Origin of the sequence: Streptomyces sp. NPDC048018, assembly GCF_043202995.1 — a bacterium.
GTDB lineage: Bacteria > Actinomycetota > Actinomycetes > Streptomycetales > Streptomycetaceae > Streptomyces.
Window position 1 is genome coordinate 238,730 of the sequence record NZ_JBIDBK010000005.1, and the last position, 16,712, is coordinate 255,441.

General features: G+C 74.1%; 16 protein-coding genes. 5 read left to right on the top strand and 11 right to left on the bottom strand.

Features of this window, described 5'->3' with window-relative positions; genetic code table 11:
• Positions 1 to 18: 18 nt before the first annotated feature.
• Positions 19 to 948, bottom strand: coding sequence for a LysR substrate-binding domain-containing protein (locus ACGF1Z_RS20990; protein WP_393006094.1), 930 nt, complete (start codon positions 946 to 948; stop codon positions 19 to 21).
• A 96-nt stretch (positions 949 to 1,044) separates the two neighbouring features.
• Between ACGF1Z_RS20990 and ACGF1Z_RS20995 the strand changes: the two genes are divergently transcribed.
• Positions 1,045 to 1,875: an oxidoreductase gene (locus ACGF1Z_RS20995; protein ID WP_393006096.1), complete on the top strand. Its 831-nt coding sequence runs from the start codon at positions 1,045 to 1,047 to the stop codon at positions 1,873 to 1,875.
• Between the two features lie 109 nt (positions 1,876 to 1,984).
• On the opposite strand, the gene ACGF1Z_RS21000 is transcribed toward ACGF1Z_RS20995, so the two are convergent.
• Positions 1,985 to 3,268, bottom strand: a complete 1,284-nt coding sequence (locus ACGF1Z_RS21000; RefSeq protein WP_393006098.1) for an adenylosuccinate synthase — start codon at positions 3,266 to 3,268, stop codon at positions 1,985 to 1,987.
• 194 nt (positions 3,269 to 3,462) lie between these two features.
• On the opposite strand from ACGF1Z_RS21000, the gene ACGF1Z_RS21005 reads away from it, so the two are divergent.
• Positions 3,463 to 4,239, top strand: coding sequence for a diacylglycerol kinase (locus tag ACGF1Z_RS21005; protein WP_393006906.1), 777 nt, complete (start codon positions 3,463 to 3,465; stop codon positions 4,237 to 4,239).
• A gap of 42 nt (positions 4,240 to 4,281) precedes the next feature.
• Positions 4,282 to 5,601, top strand: a complete 1,320-nt coding sequence (locus ACGF1Z_RS21010; protein ID WP_393006100.1) for a hypothetical protein — start codon at positions 4,282 to 4,284, stop codon at positions 5,599 to 5,601.
• On the opposite strand, the gene ACGF1Z_RS21015 is transcribed toward ACGF1Z_RS21010, so the two are convergent.
• Positions 5,598 to 6,107 carry a GbsR/MarR family transcriptional regulator gene (locus ACGF1Z_RS21015; protein WP_393006102.1) on the bottom strand — a complete coding sequence of 170 codons (510 nt, stop codon included), beginning with the start codon at positions 6,105 to 6,107 and terminating at the stop codon, positions 5,598 to 5,600. The genes ACGF1Z_RS21010 and ACGF1Z_RS21015 overlap by 4 nt on opposite strands.
• 71 nt (positions 6,108 to 6,178) lie before the next feature.
• Between ACGF1Z_RS21015 and ACGF1Z_RS21020 the strand changes: the two genes are divergently transcribed.
• Positions 6,179 to 7,087 (top strand): ATP-binding cassette domain-containing protein, encoded by a 909-nt coding sequence (locus ACGF1Z_RS21020; RefSeq protein WP_393006104.1) that lies wholly within the window; start codon positions 6,179 to 6,181, stop codon positions 7,085 to 7,087.
• Positions 7,084 to 8,658, top strand: coding sequence for an ABC transporter permease (locus tag ACGF1Z_RS21025; protein ID WP_393006106.1), 1,575 nt, complete (start codon positions 7,084 to 7,086; stop codon positions 8,656 to 8,658). Before ACGF1Z_RS21020 ends, ACGF1Z_RS21025 begins: the two co-directional genes overlap by 4 nt.
• 61 nt (positions 8,659 to 8,719) lie before the next feature.
• Here ACGF1Z_RS21025 and ACGF1Z_RS21030 read toward each other — a convergent pair whose 3' ends face one another.
• From ACGF1Z_RS21030 to ACGF1Z_RS21065, 8 genes are all read right to left on the bottom strand, one after another.
• On the bottom strand, positions 8,720 to 9,928 hold the full coding sequence (locus ACGF1Z_RS21030; RefSeq protein ID WP_393006108.1) for a cytochrome P450: 1,209 nt from the start codon (positions 9,926 to 9,928) through the stop codon (positions 8,720 to 8,722).
• 9 nt (positions 9,929 to 9,937) lie between these two features.
• Positions 9,938 to 10,600, bottom strand: a complete 663-nt coding sequence (locus ACGF1Z_RS21035; protein WP_393006110.1) for a response regulator — start codon at positions 10,598 to 10,600, stop codon at positions 9,938 to 9,940.
• Positions 10,597 to 11,970 carry a sensor histidine kinase gene (locus ACGF1Z_RS21040; protein WP_393006112.1) on the bottom strand — a complete coding sequence of 458 codons (1,374 nt, stop codon included), beginning with the start codon at positions 11,968 to 11,970 and terminating at the stop codon, positions 10,597 to 10,599. The genes ACGF1Z_RS21035 and ACGF1Z_RS21040 overlap by 4 nt, the downstream gene beginning before the upstream one ends.
• A 112-nt stretch (positions 11,971 to 12,082) precedes the next feature.
• Positions 12,083 to 12,952, bottom strand: a complete 870-nt coding sequence (locus tag ACGF1Z_RS21045) for an alpha/beta hydrolase (RefSeq protein ID WP_393006114.1) — start codon at positions 12,950 to 12,952, stop codon at positions 12,083 to 12,085.
• A gap of 168 nt (positions 12,953 to 13,120) precedes the next feature.
• Positions 13,121 to 14,329: a kynureninase gene (gene kynU, locus ACGF1Z_RS21050; RefSeq protein WP_393006116.1), complete on the bottom strand. Its 1,209-nt coding sequence runs from the start codon at positions 14,327 to 14,329 to the stop codon at positions 13,121 to 13,123.
• Entirely contained in the window at positions 14,322 to 15,185 is an 864-nt protein-coding gene (locus ACGF1Z_RS21055; protein WP_393006118.1) for a tryptophan 2,3-dioxygenase family protein, read from the bottom strand. The genes kynU and ACGF1Z_RS21055 overlap by 8 nt, the downstream gene beginning before the upstream one ends.
• Before the next feature lie 112 nt (positions 15,186 to 15,297).
• Entirely contained in the window at positions 15,298 to 15,867 is a 570-nt protein-coding gene (locus ACGF1Z_RS21060) for a DUF3152 domain-containing protein (protein ID WP_393006120.1), read from the bottom strand.
• Positions 15,868 to 16,291: 424 nt separating this feature from the next.
• Positions 16,292 to 16,705, bottom strand: coding sequence for a DUF3151 domain-containing protein (locus ACGF1Z_RS21065; RefSeq protein ID WP_393006122.1), 414 nt, complete (start codon positions 16,703 to 16,705; stop codon positions 16,292 to 16,294).
• Between the last annotated feature and the right edge of the window lie 7 nt (positions 16,706 to 16,712).

The window sequence follows — 16,712 nt, forward strand, 5'->3', positions numbered from 1 at the left end:
CGGGGATCACGGACGTGGTCAGGGCTCCTGAGCCGTGCGCCCAGGGCCTGGAGCGGCGACGGCCGCCGCCGCCCTCGCGTAGCCCTGGACCAGTTCGCGGGTGTCGTCGGCGCGCCAGGCGAGGGCGAAGCGGCTGGGGCTGACCCCGCGGACGGGCCGGGTGACGACGCCGTCGCGGGTGACGAGCGGCGCGTTGCCGGTGGCGACGAGGCAGATGCCGAGGCCGCCGACCAGCGCCTCGTACGTCTCGTCGGCGCTGGCGATCTCGGCCCCGACGACCGGCGGCCGCCCGCCGCGGGCGTCCACCGCCAGCCAGTAGTCGCGGAGTTCGGGCCCGGTGTCCGGGAGGGCGAGGAAGGGTTCGTCGAGCAGTTCGGCGAAGTCGAGGCTCTCGCGGGCCGCCAGCGGATGCGAGGCGGGCAGGGCGACCAGCCGGGGCTCGGTGGCGACCACGACCCAGCGGAAGCGTTCCGCCCCGGTCAGCGGCAGCCACACGAACGCGACGTCGCTGCCGCCGTCCGCGAGCCCGGCCGTGGGATCCTCCCAGCCGACCTGCCGCAGCCGCGTCCGCGCCGCCGGATGGGCCCCGGTGAAGCGGGAGCGGATCGCGGGGAGCAGCCCGCCCCGCCCGGGGCTGGTGCTCATCCCGACGACCAGGGTGGCGCCGGCCGCCGCCCGGGCCGCCCGGACGGCCCCGTCGGCCTCCGCCCAGGCGGCGAGCACCGCCCTGGCGTGCGGCAGCAGGGCGGCGCCGACGGCGGTGAGCCTGACCCCCTGCCGGTCCCGGTCGAAGAGCGGGGCTCCGAGATGCCGTTCCAGGGCGCGGATCTGCTTGCTGAGCGTGGGCTGCGAGACGTAGAGACGCTCGGCGGCGCGGGTGAAGTGGAGTTCCTCCGCGACCGCCAGGAAGTACCGCAGATCCCGGCCGTGCACATCCGTGGTGGTCATGCCCATGGGCTATCACGACAGATCTTGGACGGACAACTCCCTTCGGATGCAGTCTGGTTGCACGGATCGGACAACGAACGAGGGGAATCCGGGAACATGAGCAAGGTCTGGCTGATCACCGGGGCGAACAGCGGCTTCGGGCGTGCCTTCACCGAGGCCGCGGTCGGCGCCGGCGATGTCGTGGTCGCCGCCGCACGCCGCGCCGGCACCCTGGACGAGCTGGTCGCCGCCCACCCCGACCAGGTGGAGGCGGTCACCCTGGACGTCACCGACCACGCGGCCGTCGACCGGGTGGTCGCCGGGGTCGCCGAGCGCCACGGCCGCATCGACGTCCTGGTCAACAACGCCGGCCGCACGCACGTCGGCTCGGTCGAGGAGACCGCCGACGCCGAACTGCGCTCGCTCTTCGACGTGCACGTCTTCGGCCCCGCCGCGCTGACCCGCGCCGTCCTGCCCCATATGCGGGCCCGCCGCTCGGGCGCGATCGTCCAGCTCAGCAGCGTCGGCGGCCAGATGTCGATGGCCGGCTTCGGCGCGTACAGCGCGACGAAGTTCGCACTGGAGGGGATGTCGGAGGCGCTGGCCGCCGAGGTGAACCCGCTCGGCATCCACGTCCTCATCGTCGAGCCCGGCGCCTTCCGCACCGGCCTCTTCGGCAACCACAGCGTCAGCGAGGGCGCCATCGCCGACTACGCCGACACCGTCGGCACCACCCGCGGCTTCGTCGAGACCGGCGGCGGCACCCAGGAGGGCGACCCGGCCAAGGCCGCCGCCGCCGTCCTGGCCGCGCTGAACGCCGAGGAGAAGCCGCTCCGCCTCGCCCTCGGCGACGACTCCATCGACACGATCCACCGGCACCTCGACCAGGTCCGCGCCGACCTGGCCGCCTGGGAGAAGGTCGGCCGGGACACCCGGCTGGACGCCTGAGTCACCGGATGTGCGAAGGGCCCGTCCCCCGGCCGAAGCCGGGGGACGGGCCCTTGCGCGTGTGCCGAGCGGCCGGTGCGGTCGGTGCGCCCCGCGTGGCCGGTGCGGCCTACAGGAACGAGTTGATCTCGATCGTCTCGGTGCGGCCGGGGCCCACGCCGATCGCGGAGATCGGGGCGCCGGACATCTCCTCCAGGGCCTTCACGTAGGCCTGGGCGTTCTTCGGCAGGTCACCGAAGGTCTTGGCCTTGGTGATGTCCTCGGACCAGCCCGGGAGCATCTCGTAGATCGGCTTCGCGTGGTGGAAGTCGGTCTGCGAGTACGGCAGCTCCTCGACGCGCTTGCCGTCGATCTCGTACGCGACGCAGACCGGGATCTGCTCCCAGCCGGTCAGCACGTCGAGCTTGGTCAGGAAGAAGTCGGTGAGGCCGTTCACGCGGGTGGCGTAGCGGGCGATGACCGCGTCGAACCAGCCGCAGCGGCGGTCACGGCCGGTGGTGACACCGCGCTCGCCGCCGATGCGGCGGAGCGCCTCGCCGTCCTCGTCGAACAGCTCGGTCGGGAACGGGCCGGCGCCGACACGCGTCGTGTAGGCCTTGAGGATGCCGATGACCCGGCTGATCTTCGTCGGGCCCACGCCCGCGCCGGTGCAGGCGCCGCCGGCGGTCGGGTTCGAGGAGGTGACGAAGGGGTACGTGCCGTGGTCGACGTCGAGCAGGGTGCCCTGGCCGCCCTCGAAGAGCACGACCTTGTCGTCGTCGAGCGCCTTGTTGAGGATCAGCGTGGTGTCCGCGACGAACGGCTTGATCTGCTCCGCGTACTGGAGCATCTCCTCGACGATCTGCGCGGCCTCGATGGCGCGGCGGTTGTAGAGCTTGGCGAGCAGCTGGTTCTTGCCCTCCAGCGCCGCCTCGACCTTCTGGGTGAGGATCGACTCGTCGTACAGGTCCTGGACCCGGATGCCGACGCGGTTGATCTTGTCGGCGTAGGTCGGGCCGATGCCGCGGCCCGTGGTGCCGATCTTGCGCTTGCCGAGGAACCGTTCCGTCACCTTGTCGAGGGTGACGTTGTACGGCGTGATCAGATGGGCGTTGCCGCTGATCAGGAGCTTGGACGTGTCGACGCCGCGCTCGTTCAGCCCGCTCAGCTCGGAGAGCAGGACCGCCGGGTCGACGACGACACCGTTTCCGATGACCGGGGTGCACCCCGGCGACAGGATTCCGGAAGGGAGGAGATGCAGTGCGTACTTCTGGTCGCCCACGACGACCGTGTGGCCGGCATTGTTGCCGCCCTGGTAACGCACCACGTAGTCCACGGAGCCACCGAGCAGGTCAGTGGCCTTTCCCTTGCCCTCGTCACCCCACTGAGCACCGAGCAGCACAAGTGCGGGCACAGGCGTACACCCCTTCCGGGCGGGGCAAGACCAAGGTCAGGGGGCGTACGCCGCCTCACCGGTGTGCCCCGGAATAGACGAAGCCCCTGGCGCAATAGCGCAAGGGGCTCTTGCACAAAGATGCTACCCGAGGAAGGACCGAGGTGTCGGATCACGACCAGCTGCTGGTCATCGTCGACCCGGTCGCCCGCCGAATGGACGGCGAGTCCGTGCGGATCGCGAAGGATGTGCTGTCAGCGGGCGCTGCAGCGAAGATCTGCCTGCCGGACGGCCCGGAGGAATTCTCCCGGGCCCTGTCCCGGCGCGGCTCCCGCCGCCCCGTCGTCCTCGGTGACGACCGCACGCTGCTGCGCACCGTGACCCTGCTGCACCGCGAGGCGGCGGCCGGACGGGCGGCCGCGGGCGGGGTGCTGGCAGTGGTGCCCATCGGTGCCCCCGACCGGCTGCGGACGGCCCACGCGCTCGGTGTGCCGCCGGGCACCGTCGCGGCGGCCCGGGCGGTCCTCGACGGCGTGGTGCGCAGCCTCGACCTCCTCGTCGACGACAGCGACGGCGTCGTCCTCGACCGCCTCGACGTCCCGGCGGCCCGCACCCTCGCCCCGCCGACGCCCACCGTCTGGGACACCTGCCGTTCGCTGGTGCGCACCCTGGTCCGGCCGGCCCCGACGGCCCTGGCGGAGCCCACCCACCGGCTGCGGGTCGAGGCGGACGGGGTGCTGCTCTGCGACGTCGACACCCCGGTGGAGGGCCTCACGGTCCGGGCCCTGGGCGGCGCGGCCGCCCTCACCCTGGCCCCGGCGGGCGCCCCGCCGGTGCACGTCACCGCCCACACCCTGACCGTCACCGGCCCCGACTTCCGCTACCGCGCCGACACGACGGTCTCGGGTCCCGTCCGGCGCCGCACCTGGACGGTGCAGGCGGGGGCCTGGGGGCTGACCATTCCCGCGCCCACCTCGGCGGACACCGCGTAGGCTCGGCCGCCGAGGTCCGGACGGGGGGAGAGCGCTGTGGGCATGGGGGGCGGTTCCGCCGCACTGTACGAGGCGGGGACCCGGGAGGCGCTGACGCGCCACCGGGAGCGGGCCCGCGGCTGGGCGGTCTGCGGGCCGCTGACGGGCCTGGTGGGCGCATGGCTGGCCGTCGGTCCGTTCCGCACCGGCCCGAGCACCCTCGTGGGGATCGGGCTGCTGGTACTCGGCGCGGCCGGCGCCGCGCTCGGCTTCGGCGCCCTGTCCGGCGCCCGCCGCATGGAGGACGCCCTGGCCGCGGGCCCGTGGACGCCGCTGCCCGCCGTCCGCGTGCCCCGCGCCCTGGTGGTCCGCGACCCGGCCTCGGGCGAGATCTGGCCGCTGACCGTACGCACGGTGCCCTGGCGCCGCCGGCTCGCGCGCCCCGACGCCCGCGGCGAGCTGTGGTGGTGCGGCGACCCGGCCACCGGCGGGGTCCTGAGCCGCCCCGGCAGCGGCGAACTCCTGCGCGCGGTACCGGTCCGCGGCGGCGCGCGCGAGGTGGCGGCCGAGCGCGCCACGGCGGCCTGGCCGCCCGCCCGGGCGGGCGCGGGCGGAACGGGTGCTCCCGGCACACCGGCCGAAGGGGACGCACCGCACACCGGGGGCGCCCCGGCCGGCACGGACGGACCGGCCCACACGAACGGACCCGCCGGCACGAACGGATCGGCCCACACGAACGGACCCGCCGGCGCGGACGGACCGACCCACACGAACGGACCCGCCGGCACGAACGGACCGGCCCACACGAACGGACCGACCCACACGAACGGACCCGGAACCGGTACCGCGGGCGATGTGCCCTTCCCCGCCGCGTCCGGGTCCGTCCCGGTCCGCCGCCGCGGCGGGTGGCGGTGGGTGGTCGTGGTGGGCGCGCTCGTCCTCGGGTTCGCCCGGCTCTGCGAGGTCTCCGTGGCGGACGACCCTCAGGTCGAGCTCACCGTGGAGGCGTGGCAGCCCGACGGCTCCTGCACGGTCACGTGGACGGACCCCTTCGACGGGGTCCTGCGGTCGGGTCCGTACCGGTGCGCGCAGCATCCGGAGCGCCCGTTCGAACGGCATCGGGAGACCGGTCACGTGGTGTCGTACAGGCCGTGGCAGGGCGAGCTGTACAACGCGCAGCGGGAGGGCACCCGCGCGTTCGTCGAGACCCGGGCGCTGAAGGTGCTCGGCGCGGTCACGCTGCTCGTCGGGCTGGCCGGCGGAGCGGCCGACCTGCTGCTGCGGCGCCGCCGGAGCACCCGCGAGGCCACCGCTCGCGCCCAGGCGCGGACCGCGCCGGGATCCGCCGCCGGGCAGCGCCGGGACGGCGTCCGGCAGGGTTAGGCCGGGCCCCGCGCCGCCTTGCGGGCCCGCCAGCGGTCCATGATCCCGGTCATCTCGCCGTGCAGGAAGGCGAAGAACTCGGCCGTCTCGGCGGTGCGCCGGCCGCCCGGGGTGTCGGGGCCGAGGATCTCGGTGCCCTCGTCGAGGACCTTCTCCCAGCGGATCAGGACCTGGTCGCGGCGGGTGAAGGTCTCGTACCAGAGCTCGTTGTGGAGCACGTAGCGCTCGCGGCGGGTGCCGGGGTCGCGCTCGCGGCTGACCATGCCGACCTGGGTGAGGTAGCGGATCGCGCCGGAGACGGCGGCGGGGCTGATCTGCAGCTGCCCGGCGAGCTCGGCGGAGGTCAGGGAGCCCGTCTCGGACGCGAGTAGCGCCGCGAAGACCCGGCTCGCCATGCGCTGCATGCCCGCCGCGGTCAACTCGGCGGCGAAGCGCTCCACGAAGCGGGAGACCGCCTCGTCCCTGCCACCGCCGCTGTCCTCACCGGTCGTCGTCATCTCGCTCATCCCCTGACTTTATACGGTTCTTTAACTTCCTTATCTTCACAACTTTGTGAAAGTAGCGTACGTTCTGAAGCATGACGAAGGCAATCAGCATCGCCGGGCTCCACAAGGCGTTCGGCCGCACCCAGGCGCTGGACGGCCTCGACCTCGCCGTCGAGTCGGGCGAGGTCCACGGCTTCCTCGGTCCCAACGGCTCCGGGAAGTCCACCACCATCCGGGTCCTCCTCGGACTCCTGCGCGCCGACTCCGGCGCCGCCCGCCTGCTCGGCCGCGACCCCTGGGCCGACGCCGTGGAACTGCACCGGCGGATCGCCTACGTCCCGGGCGACGTCACCCTGTGGCGCAACCTCTCCGGCGGCGAGGTCATCGACCTCTACGGACGGCTGCGCGGCGGACTCGACAGCGCCCGGCGGGCCCGGCTGATCGAGCGCTTCGAGCTCGACCCCACCAAGAAGGGCCGGACCTACTCCAAGGGAAACCGGCAGAAGGTCGCCCTCGTCGCCGCCTTCGCCTCCGACGTCGACCTGCTCGTCCTCGACGAACCCACCAGCGGCCTCGACCCGCTGATGGAGGAGGTCTTCCAGAGCTGCGTCGAGGAGGCCCGCGACCGCGGCACCACCGTGCTGCTGTCGAGCCACATCCTCAGCGAGGTCGAGAGCCTCTGCGACCGGGTCAGCATCATCCGCAAGGGCCGCACGGTCGAGTCCGGTTCGCTCGCCGAACTGCGTCACCTCACCCGCACGAGCGTGACCGCCGAACTCGCCGGTCCGCCCAACGGACTGGCCCACCTCCCCGGCGTGCACCACCTCGACGTCCAGGGCCACCGCGTACGCCTCCAGGTCGACACCGAGCGGCTCGACGCCGTCCTGCGCTCGCTCACCGAGTCCGGCGTCCGCAGCCTCACCAGCACCCCGCCCACCCTGGAGGAGCTCTTCCTCCGGCATTACGCGGACGGCACGGACGAGGAGGCGAACGCCCGATGAGTACGCTCAGCCTGGCCGGGACCGGATCACTCACCCGGCTCGCCCTGCGCCGCGACCGGCTGATGCTGCCGGTCTGGGCCCTGGTCACCGGCGGCATGGTCGCCAGTGGCGCCGGCTCTCTGGAGGGCCTGTACGGCACGGCCGCCCAACGCGCCGAGCTCGCCGCCTCCATGACCGCCAACAGCTCGATGCGCTCGCTCTACGGGCCGGTCTTCGACGACTCCCTCGGCGGTCTCGTCGCCTGGCGGTTCGGCACCTTCGCCGCCGTCCTCGCCGCCGTCATGAGCCTGATCATCGTCGTCCGGCACACCCGCGAGGAGGAGGAGTCGGGCCGTCAGGAGATGCTGTCCGCGGGCGTGGTGGGCCGCCGGGCCCCGCTGACCGCCGCCCTCCTCGCCGCCCTCGCCGCCAACGCCCTCGTCGCCCTGATCGTGACCGCGGGACTCGCCGGACAGGGCGCGGCCGGGGCCCTCGCCCTCGGCCTCGCGATCGGCGGCACCGGCATGGTCTTCGCGACCGCGGCCGCGATCGTCGCCCAGCTGACCGAGAGCGCCCGGCTCGCGAAGGGCCTGACGGCCGGCGTCCTCGGCCTGGCCTTCGCCCTCCGGGCCGCCGGTGACGCGGGGACCGCGGAGGGCGGTTCGGCGCTCACCTGGCTGTCCCCCGTCGGATGGGCCGAGAACGTCCGCGCCTTCGCCGGCGAGCGCTGGTGGGTGCTGCTGCTGCTCGCCGCGGCGACCGCGGCGCAGACGGCCGCCGCGTACGTCCTCACCGCGCGGCGGGACGTCGGCATGAGCTTCCTGCCCACCCGTCCCGGGCCCGCGGCCGGCCGGCTCGCGACCGCGGGCGCCCTCGCCTGGCGGCTCCAGCGCGGGACCCTGCTCGGCTGGGCGCTCGGCTTCCTGCTCGGCGGGCTGGTCCTCGGCGGCATGGTCGAGGGCGCGGCCGACATCGTCGGCGACAACGAGCAGGCCAGGCAGATCTTCGAGCGGATGGGCGGCCGGAGCGCCCTCAGCGACGCCTTCCTCGCCACCATGGGCGGTCTCTTCGGCATGCTCGCGGCGCTGTTCGCGGTCGGCTCGGTGCTCCGGCTGCACGGCGAGGAGACCTCGCAGCGCGCCGAGCCCCTGCTCGCCGCCCCCGTCGGGCGGCTCCGCTGGGCCGCCGGGCACCTGCTCGCCGCCTTCGCCGGATCCGCGCTGATCATGCTCCTCGCGGGAGTCGGCCTGACCCTCTCGTACGGCAGGGACCCGCTCCCGATCCTGGGCGCCGCACTCGTCCAGCTTCCCGCGATCTGGACCCTGGCGGGGCTGGCGGTCCTGCTGTGGGGGGCGTTCCCGAAGGCGGCCGCGGGCGCCTGGGGGGTGGCGGGGGCGTGCCTGGGACTCGGCTGGATCGGGCCCGCGCTCGGCCTGCCGCAGGCGGTGCTGAACCTCTCGCCCTTCGGGCACCTGCCGAAGCTCCCCGGCCAGGAGATGGCCTGGACCCCGGTCCTCGTCCTCACGGCCCTCGCCGCCGCGCTGGTCGCGGCCGGGCTGGCCGGGCTGCGCCGCCGGGACATCCTGAGCTGAGCCCCCCGGCATGCCCCGGGAACCGGCCCCCGCCGACGCGTGCGGCGGGGGCCGGCGCCGTTCAGACCTCCACCAGCAGCTCCTTGAGGCCCCGGATCACGTAGCCCGGCCTCCACTCCGGCTCGGCGGCGAGCCGGAGCCCCGGCGCCCGGCGGAGCAGTTCGCCGAAGACCGCGGTGAGTTCGAGGCGGGCGAGCGGGGCGCCGAGGCAGTAGTGGATGCCGGCGCCGAAGCTGACGTGGGGGTTGTCGGCGCGGGTGAGGTCGAGCGTGCCGGCGGTGGGGCCGAAGCGGGCCGGGTCGCGGTTGGCGGAGCCGAGGAGCAGGGCGACCTCGGCTCCGCGCGGGATGACCACCCCGCCGATCTCGATGTCGTCGAGGACCCAGCGCTCGAACATCTGGAGCGGGGTGTCGAAGCGCAGAAGTTCGTCCACAGCTGTGGACAACTTCTCGGGACCGGGGTCCGGCCGGACCCCGTGCCGGAACAGCGTCCACCAGCCGTTGACCGTGGTGTTCACCGTGGCCTCGTGACCGGCGTTGAGCAGCAGCACACAGGTGGAGATCATCTCCTGCTCGGTCAGCTCCGTCACGGCGAGCAGAGCCGAGACGAGGTCGTCTCCCGGATCCCTCCGCCGGCGGGCCATCAACTCCCGCAGGTAGTCCGAGAATTCGACGGAGGCGCGGACGGCCCGGCGGGCCGTCTCCTCCGAGGGGCTCAGCTCGAACATCCCGCAGATGTCCGCCGACCACGGCCGCAGCCGCCCGCGCTCCTCCGCGTCCCGCGGGATGCCGAGCATCTCGGCGATCACCGCCACGGGCAGCGGCTCGGCGACCGCGGCGAGGAGATCGCCACCGCCCTCCGCGACCAGCCCGCCGACCAGCTCCGCGGCGAGCCGCCGGACCGTCGGCGCCAGGTTCTCCACGGTCCGCGGCGTGAACGCCCGGGACACGAGCCGCCGGATCCGGGTGTGGTCGGCGCCCTCCAGATCGAGCAGCCCGTGGTCGTTGAGGGTGTGGAACGGCTCGTGGGCGGGGTCCGGGGCCTCGCGCCCGAACTCCTCGTGGCTGAAGCGGTGCGTGTACGTGCGGCCCAGGCGCCGGTCCCGGAGCAGCGCCGACACGTCCGCGTGGTGCGGGACCAGCCACTGGCGGGTGGGCCCGTACCAGTGGACGCGTCCGGCGGCGCGCAGGCGCTCGTAGGCGGGGTAGGGGTCGGCGACGAACTCGGGCGACCAGGGGTCGAAGGCGGCAACGGGGTCAGCGGCGTCCATGACCGGACGCTACCGGCCGACCTCCACCAGGCGCGCCTCGTACGCGAAGACGGCCGCCTGTGTCCGGTCCCGCAGGCCCAGCTTCACCAGGATGCGGCTGACGTGCGTCTTGATCGTGGACTCCGCGACGACGAGGTGGTCGGCGATCTCGACGTTGGACAGGCCCTGCGCGATGAGCACGAGGACCTCCGTCTCGCGTTCGGTCAGCTCCCCGATCTGCGCGGTCGCCGGCGGCCTCGGCGAGAGCTCGGCCGACTTGGCGAACTCGGTGATGAGGCGCTTGGTGACGGTCGGCGCGAGCAGCGCCTCCCCGGCCGCGACCACCCGGACGCCCTCTGCGAGCTGCCGGGCCGAGGCGTCCTTGAGCAGGAAGCCGGAGGCCCCGGCGCGCAGCGCCTGGTACACGTACTCGTCGAGGTCGAAGGTGGTCAGCACGAGCACCTTGGCGTCGGCGTTCGCCGCGACGATCTCCCGGGTGGCGTCGATGCCGTTGAGCTCCGGCATGCGGATGTCCATGAGGACCACGTCCGGCCGGAGCGCGGCGACCTGGGCGACGGCCTCGCGGCCGTTGACCGCCTCGCCGACGACCTCGATGTCGGGCATGGCGCCCAGCAGCACCGAGAAGCCCTCCCGGACCATCATCTGGTCGTCGACGATCAGCACGCGGATCACGGCTGGGGCTCCTCACGGTGCGTACTGACGGGGACGAAGACGGCGACCTCGTAACCGCCGTCGGGTGTGGCCTCGGCGGTCATCTCGCCGCCGAGCATGGCGACCCGCTCGCGCATCCCGGTGATGCCGTGTCCGGCGCCGGTCGCGTGCGGCGGGCGAAGTCCCCCTTCGGACGTGCCGGCCGGCTGACGGGCGGGCTTGACGAGGCCGCGGGCAGGACCGTTGACGACCCTGACCCCCAGCCCGCCGAGCACATGGCTGACCTCGACGCGGGCGGCCGCGCCGGGTGCGTGCCGCAGCACGTTCGACAGGGCCTCCTGGACGATCCGGTACGCGGACAGCTCCACGCCCTGCGGCAGCTCGCGCACCGCGCCCGTCACCGTGGTCTCGACCTCCAGGCCGGCTTCGCGCACGTTGGCCACCAGGGCGTCCAGGTCGGCGAGGGTCGGCTGCGGCGCGTCGGGGGCCTCGTAGTCCTCGGCCCGTACGACACCGAGGATGCGGCGCAGCTCGGTGAGGGCGGCGACGGCGTTCTCCCGGATGGTGACGAAGGCCTGCTCCAGCTCCGGCGGCGGGTTCTCGACGCGGTACGGGGCGGCCTCGGCCTGGATCGCGACCACCGACATGTGGTGGGCGACGACGTCGTGCAGCTCGCGGGCGATGGTGGTGCGCTCCTCCAGCTGGGTGCGCTTGGAGCGCTCGACGGCGGTCACGCTCTGCTGGGCGGTGACCTCGCGGGCCGCCTGTCGGCGCACCTGGGAGGTCGTGACGAGCAGGAGGCAGACGCCGGCGGTGAAGAGCAGCGGCAGGGCGTCGTTGCCGTAGCCGACGCCGCCGACGAAGACCGAGACGAGGAGGGCGTAGCCGGCGGTGACCAGCCACATCCAGCCGGCGGTGCGCGGCCTGGTGCGCAGCGCGACGACGACGAGGACGAGGAGCTGCGCGGCGAACGAGTTCGGCGCCCACGGCCAGCCGTCCCCGTAGCTGCCCAGGTAGGCGATGAAGGGGGTGGAGACGAGGGAGACCCAGAACGCGAGGACCGGACGGAAGAGGGTGAGCAGCACGGCCACGGCCGGCACGACCGCGTACACGAACGCGACCGGGCCGATGGCGTCCCCGGCGCGCTCGATTCCGAGGAGGAAGACGATCAGCGCGCCGAGGCCGACGGTGAGGTGCGGCAGCACGCCGAGCTCGTCGCGTATCCGCTCGGGCAGGAACCTGAGCCGCCCGCGCGACAGGTCCAGCCGTGGCAGCGGCCGGTAGGCGAGGGCGTCGTCGATCAGGTCGGCGCGCAGACCGCCGAGCGCCTTCAGGGTCAGGCGGAGCTCGGGGCTGCGGCTCGGTTCGGAGGTCCGGGGCGTCGAAGTCACCCGTCCACGGTACGGGCGGCCGGGGAGCGCGGTCGTCCCGCTGGATGCGGATCCTGCGGGGTCCGCCTTGAGGACTACGCGGGGTCCGGCGGGGCGGGCGGGCCGTCCCCGGTCACCACGCGAGCTGGGCGATCTCCTCCGCCACCACGGCGCACGCGTCCGCCGCCGGGTCGATCAGCGGGAAGTGGCCGACGTCCTCCAGGAGCGTGAAGCCGACCGGCTCGCCCGCCTTGGCGGCCGCGTCGGCGTAGGCGTCGGCGACGGCGGGCGGGACGACCACGTCGGTGCGGCCCTGGACGACGGCGGTGGCGATGCCCGTCGGGAGCAGCAGCGCCGGGTCCGCGTGGGCCGCCCGGGCCGCGAAGTCCGTTTCTCCGCCGAGGAGTTCGGTCGCCGCGCCGCCGCACACCGCCAGCTCCACCGCCCGCTCGAAGTGGGCGATCGGTGCGAGGGCCACGACCCCGCGCAGGGCGGGCGCGGCGGAGAGGCGCCAGGGCGAGCCGGCCGGCAGGACGTGCCGGGCGGCGGCCCACAGGGCCAGGTGTCCGCCCGCGGAGTGGCCGGTCAGGACGGTCCGGCGCGGGTCCGCCTGCGGCAGGTGCTCCGCCGCCAGGTCGTGCACGGCGTCCAGCGCCGCCGCCACGTCGTCGAAGGTCTCCGGCCAGCGGCCGGCCACCGGGGCCGCGCCGCCCTGCCGCGGGATGGCGCTGCCGCGCCGGTACTCGACGTTCGCCACGGCGAAACCGCGCCGGGCCAGGAAGTCCACGAAGGGAGTGAGGTGCTGCCGGTCGTACGGGGCCCGCCAGGCGCCGCCGTGCAGCGCGACGACCAGGGGCGCGCTGCGCCGGCCGTCGCGCGGGGCGTAGAAGTCGACCACCTGGTCGGGGTGCGCGCCGTACGCCGCGGAGGCGTCCGGGGCGACGGCCGGGTGCGAGAAGGCCGATGCCTCTTCGGCGGCGTCGCGCGCGGCGGGGTCCGGCATGCTGCTTCCAACCTCTCGTCAGACAGGGCCGATTGGCCTGACCTGCGGGGACCGTATCAGGAGTACGGCCCCCGGAGATCAGGCGATCAGGCGATCATCCGACGTATGCCAGAGGCATGGGCGGCAGCGTGCCGGCGCCCGGGGACGACGCCCGGACGCCGGCCGGGATCAGGCCGCGGCGGCCGGGACGTCCCGCAGGACCTCCGCGAGCACCCGCGCCGCCCGCTCGGCGTCCGCGAAGCCCACGTACAGCGGTGTGAAGCCGAACCGCAGGATGTCCGGGCGGCGCAGGTCGCCCACCACGCCACGGCGGATCAGCTCCGCCATGACCGCGGGCGCCTCGGCGCAGCGCAGCGCGACCTGGCTGCCGCGTTCCGCGTGCGCCCCGGGCGTCACGGAGACGACCCGGCCCTCGGGGGCGTAGGCCCGGACGCACTCCAGGAAGAAGTCCGTCAGTGCGAGGGACTTGGCCCGCACGTCCTCGATCCGCACCCCGTCCCACACGTCGAGCGCCGCCTCCAGGGCGGACATCGACAGGATGTCGGGGGTGCCGACCCGGCCGCGCAGCGCGCCCTCGGCGGCCCGGTAGCCCGGGGTCATCCCGAAGGGGTCGGCGTGCGAGTTCCAGCCGGGCAGCGGCGAGTCGAAGCGCCCCTGGTGCCGCTCGGCGACGTACAGGAACGCGGGCGCGCCGGGGCCGCCGTTGAGGTACTTGTACGTGCAGCCGACCGCGAGGTCGACGCCGTGCGCGTCCAGGCCGACCGGCAGCGCGCCGGCGCTGTGGCACAGGTCCCAGACGGCGAGCGCGCCGGCCGCGTGCAGCGCGGCGGTGACGGCGGGCAGGTCCTGGAGCCGGCCGGTGCGGTAGTCGACGTGGTTGACCAGGGCGAGGGCGGTGCGGTCGCCGGCCGCGCCGGGGATGTCGGCGGGGTCGAGCGGCACGATCCGGTGCCCGGTCAGCCGGGCCGCGGACTGCGCGATGTACCCGTCCGTGGGAAAGGTGGTCGCGTCGACGAGGATCTCGTCGCGGCCCTCGCCGGCGAGCCGGGTCCCGGCGACGACGGCCTTGAAGACGTTCACGCTGGTCGAGTCGCCGACCACGATCTGCCCCTCGGCCGCCCCGACGAGCGGGGCGATCCGGTCGCCGACGCGCTCGGGCGCGGTCCACCAGCCGGACTCGTCCCAGGAGCGGATGCGCAGCTCGCCCCACTCGCGGGCGATGACGTCGGCCATCCGCGCGGGGACGTGCGCGGGCAGCGCGCCCAGCGAGTTGCCGTCGAGGTAGACGGTGGCGTCGAGGGCGAACTTCTCGCGGTGCTTGCCGAGCTCGTCGGCGGTGTCGAGCGCCTGGGCGCGCTCACCGAAGGTCTCAGACATGGCTGCGCGCCGTCCACAGCTCGGGGAAGACGTTCTTCTGCGCCCGCTTCTCCAGCCAGGCCACGCCCGCCGAGCCGCCGGTGCCGGTCTTGGCGCCCATGGCGCGCCGGGTGGCGACCAGGTGGTCGTTGCGCCAGCGCCAGACCAGTTCGGCGACGTCGCTGAGCGCCTCGCCGAGGCGGACGAGTTCGGCGTTCTGGTCGGGGTCGGCGTAGATCCCGGCCCAGATGCGCTCGACCTCGGCGGAGGGCTCGTAGCGCAGTGCCCGGTCGCGGTCGAGGACCTCGGCGGGGACGGGCAGGCCGCGCCGGGCGAGCAGCCGCAGCGTCTCGTCGTAGAGGCTCGGCTCCTGGAGGGCCTTCTCCAGCTCGGCGTGGACGCGGGGCGCGCCGCGGTGCGGCACCAGCATGGACGCCGACTTCTCGCCGAGCAGGAACTCCATGCGCCGGTACATCGCCGACTGGAAGCCGGAGCCCTCGCCGAGGGCGCCGCGGTAGGAGTTGAACTGCGCGGGGGTGAGGTGGGCGAGCGGCCGCCAGGAGTGGTTGAGGGCCTCCAGCTCGCGGACGGAGCGCTTGAGGGCGTCCATGGCCACGGGCAGGTCGTCGCCGCGCAGGGCGCGGCCGGCGGTCTCCCACTCGTGGACGATCACCGTGAACCACAGTTCCATGACCTGGGTGGTGACGAGGAAGACCATCTCACCGGGGTCGTCCGAGCGAAGGTGCTGGAGGTGGGTGAGCACGTCCGCCTGGACGTAGTCCTCGTACGGCGTGGTGCCCGCGAAGTCGAGGTTCGGCGCGTCTTCGGCGACCGGAGCGGCTCCGGAGGCATCGGGAGAACCTTGGAAGGCTGACATTTCTGTCTCCTGGTACGAACTTCCAGGTAGCGGTCCGCTCCTCTCGGCCCTTCCGGCACGGGAGCCCCGGTCCCCTCGGGAGGCGGCTTCGTCGCGCTGCCTCCCAACCGCATCATGACACGATCGGACCCGTGATGTAGATCCCCTCTTCGTCATACGGATAAGCGTTCGAACGACAGCCGTTCAGGCCCTTGATCTGCTGCATCATGACCGGGGCGAGCCTGCCGGGCCCCGTACAGCCCAGGTGCTGCCGCAGGCCGATCTCGTGCCCGACCTCGTGGTTGATGATCAGATGCCGGTACTCCCCGGCGGGCCCGGCGAAGGTCGGCGAGCCGAGCAGCCATCGCTTGAGGTTGACCACGACCCCGGAGGCGGTCTCGCAGTTCAGCTCGCCGTGGGTGTCCATGCCGCCGGCGGCACAGAGCTTGTCCGCGGTGTCCGGGGTGGCGATGCGGATGACGAAGTCGGCCTCTCCGGTGACGAGCTGGAAGCGGCCGCGACCGTGCGCGGCCCAGCCGCGCGGATGCGCCAGGATCCGCTCGATCTCCTCGGCCGCCTCGCGGGCGGAGATGTCGACGCCGTCCTCGACCTGCACGCGGTAGCGGCGCAGGGAGCCCCCGGTGCCGACGGCCCGGCCGGTGGCCAGGGCGGTGGTGAAACGGCCGGCGCCTGCCTGCGGCACCGTGGTCCGCTTCGCCGTGGGCCTCGGCTCCGGCTTCGGCTTCGGCTTCGGCGTGGGTCTGGGGGTGGGGGTGGGTCTCCGCTCCGGAGGCGCCGGGGACCCGGTGGCTGCCGTCGGTAACGGCCGGACGGCGGCGGTGTCCCGGCCGTCGTCCTCCCCCCGGAGGTGCGCCAGCGCGGCTCCGCAGCCGAGCGAGACCAGGACCAGGGCGAGCACGGGCAGGACCGGCCGCCTTCCCGAGGACCGTTTCCCTCTGCTCCGTCGGCGACCGGACGTCGCGGCACGCTTCCCCAAGACAGTTCCCCCCTGCATGCGGTCCGGAGGATCGTACCGACCCCTTCGAACGCGCTCGAACACCGCAGGCGGCCCTGTCCGGATCGTCCCCGCCCCGGGGGCCGGGGACGATCCGCAGCGTCAGCTCAGGTCAGCCGAGCGTGTTCGCGGCCGTCTCCGACGAGTCCCGCAGGAACGCCGTGCAGCGCTCGTACTCGTCCTTCTCACCGATCTCGCCGGCCGCCCGCGCCAGCGCGTGCAGCGCGCGCAGGAAGCCGCGGTTCGGCTCGTGCTCCCACGGGACCGGCCCGTGGCCCTTCCAGCCGTTGCGGCGCAGGGCGTCGAGGCCCCGGTGGTAGCCGGTACGGGCGTAGGCGTACGACTCGATCACGCGGCCGCCCTCGTACGCGTCGTCCGCGAGCTGCGCCCAGACGAGCGAGGAGGTCGGGTACTTCGCCGCGACGTCGGCCGGCGCGGCGCCGGACGCCAGGAGCTCACGCGGCTCCGGGTCGTCGGGCAGGTGGGTGGGGGCGGGTCCCCCCAGCAGGTTCTCGTGGAGTGCCATGGGGCCA

Excerpts from the sequence above, each read along its gene's own strand:
- ACGF1Z_RS20990 (WP_393006094.1), bottom strand. The coding sequence starts at position 948 with ATGACCACCACGGATGTGCACGGCCGGGATCTGCGGTACTTCCTGGCG.
- ACGF1Z_RS20995 (WP_393006096.1), top strand. The coding sequence starts at position 1,045 with ATGAGCAAGGTCTGGCTGATCACCGGGGCGAACAGCGGCTTCGGGCGT.
- ACGF1Z_RS21005 (WP_393006906.1), top strand. The coding sequence starts at position 3,463 with ATGGACGGCGAGTCCGTGCGGATCGCGAAGGATGTGCTGTCAGCGGGC.
- ACGF1Z_RS21010 (WP_393006100.1), top strand. The coding sequence starts at position 4,282 with ATGGGGGGCGGTTCCGCCGCACTGTACGAGGCGGGGACCCGGGAGGCG.
- ACGF1Z_RS21015 (WP_393006102.1), bottom strand. The coding sequence starts at position 6,107 with ATGAGCGAGATGACGACGACCGGTGAGGACAGCGGCGGTGGCAGGGAC.
- ACGF1Z_RS21020 (WP_393006104.1), top strand. The coding sequence starts at position 6,179 with ATGACGAAGGCAATCAGCATCGCCGGGCTCCACAAGGCGTTCGGCCGC.
- ACGF1Z_RS21025 (WP_393006106.1), top strand. The coding sequence starts at position 7,084 with ATGAGTACGCTCAGCCTGGCCGGGACCGGATCACTCACCCGGCTCGCC.
- ACGF1Z_RS21030 (WP_393006108.1), bottom strand. The coding sequence starts at position 9,928 with ATGGACGCCGCTGACCCCGTTGCCGCCTTCGACCCCTGGTCGCCCGAG.
- ACGF1Z_RS21045 (WP_393006114.1), bottom strand. The coding sequence starts at position 12,952 with ATGCCGGACCCCGCCGCGCGCGACGCCGCCGAAGAGGCATCGGCCTTC.
- kynU (WP_393006116.1), bottom strand. The coding sequence starts at position 14,329 with ATGTCTGAGACCTTCGGTGAGCGCGCCCAGGCGCTCGACACCGCCGAC.
- ACGF1Z_RS21055 (WP_393006118.1), bottom strand. The coding sequence starts at position 15,185 with ATGTCAGCCTTCCAAGGTTCTCCCGATGCCTCCGGAGCCGCTCCGGTC.
- ACGF1Z_RS21065 (WP_393006122.1), bottom strand. The coding sequence starts at position 16,705 with ATGGCACTCCACGAGAACCTGCTGGGGGGACCCGCCCCCACCCACCTG.